Origin of the sequence: Chryseobacterium sp. SIMBA_038, from assembly GCF_046535115.1 — a bacterium.
GTDB lineage: Bacteria > Bacteroidota > Bacteroidia > Flavobacteriales > Weeksellaceae > Chryseobacterium.
This window is the reverse complement of the sequence record NZ_JAWRXH010000164.1, coordinates 1-273: the sequence shown is the minus strand read 5'-3', so window position 1 is coordinate 273 and position 273 is coordinate 1. Positions and strand designations below refer to the sequence as shown.

The window sequence follows — 273 nt, the reverse complement described above, 5'->3', positions numbered from 1 at the left end:
CAAATATTCAGACTTATCCTTTTATTCCTCCAGGTATTTCAGCAGCTAATCCTGCAGACCCCAGAGAGGTTATTATTTGTTTCAGTTCTGGTTTGTTTGATTTTTCTACATTATCACCAGGCATTATAAATGGAAATCAACATTTTAGTGTAAGCTATCATACTACTCAGAATGATGCCTTAACAGGGAATAATCCTATTGCCAATCCAATAACAGTAAATACCACCACGGTTTTCTATTATAGTATAAGCTATACAGACGCAACTAACCCCA

The 273-nt window shown here is 35.5% G+C and carries 1 pseudogene; it reads left to right on the top strand.

Features of this window, described 5'->3' with window-relative positions:
* A pseudogene (locus SB689_RS23130) lies at positions 1-273 on the top strand (gliding motility-associated C-terminal domain-containing protein); the annotation flags it as partial.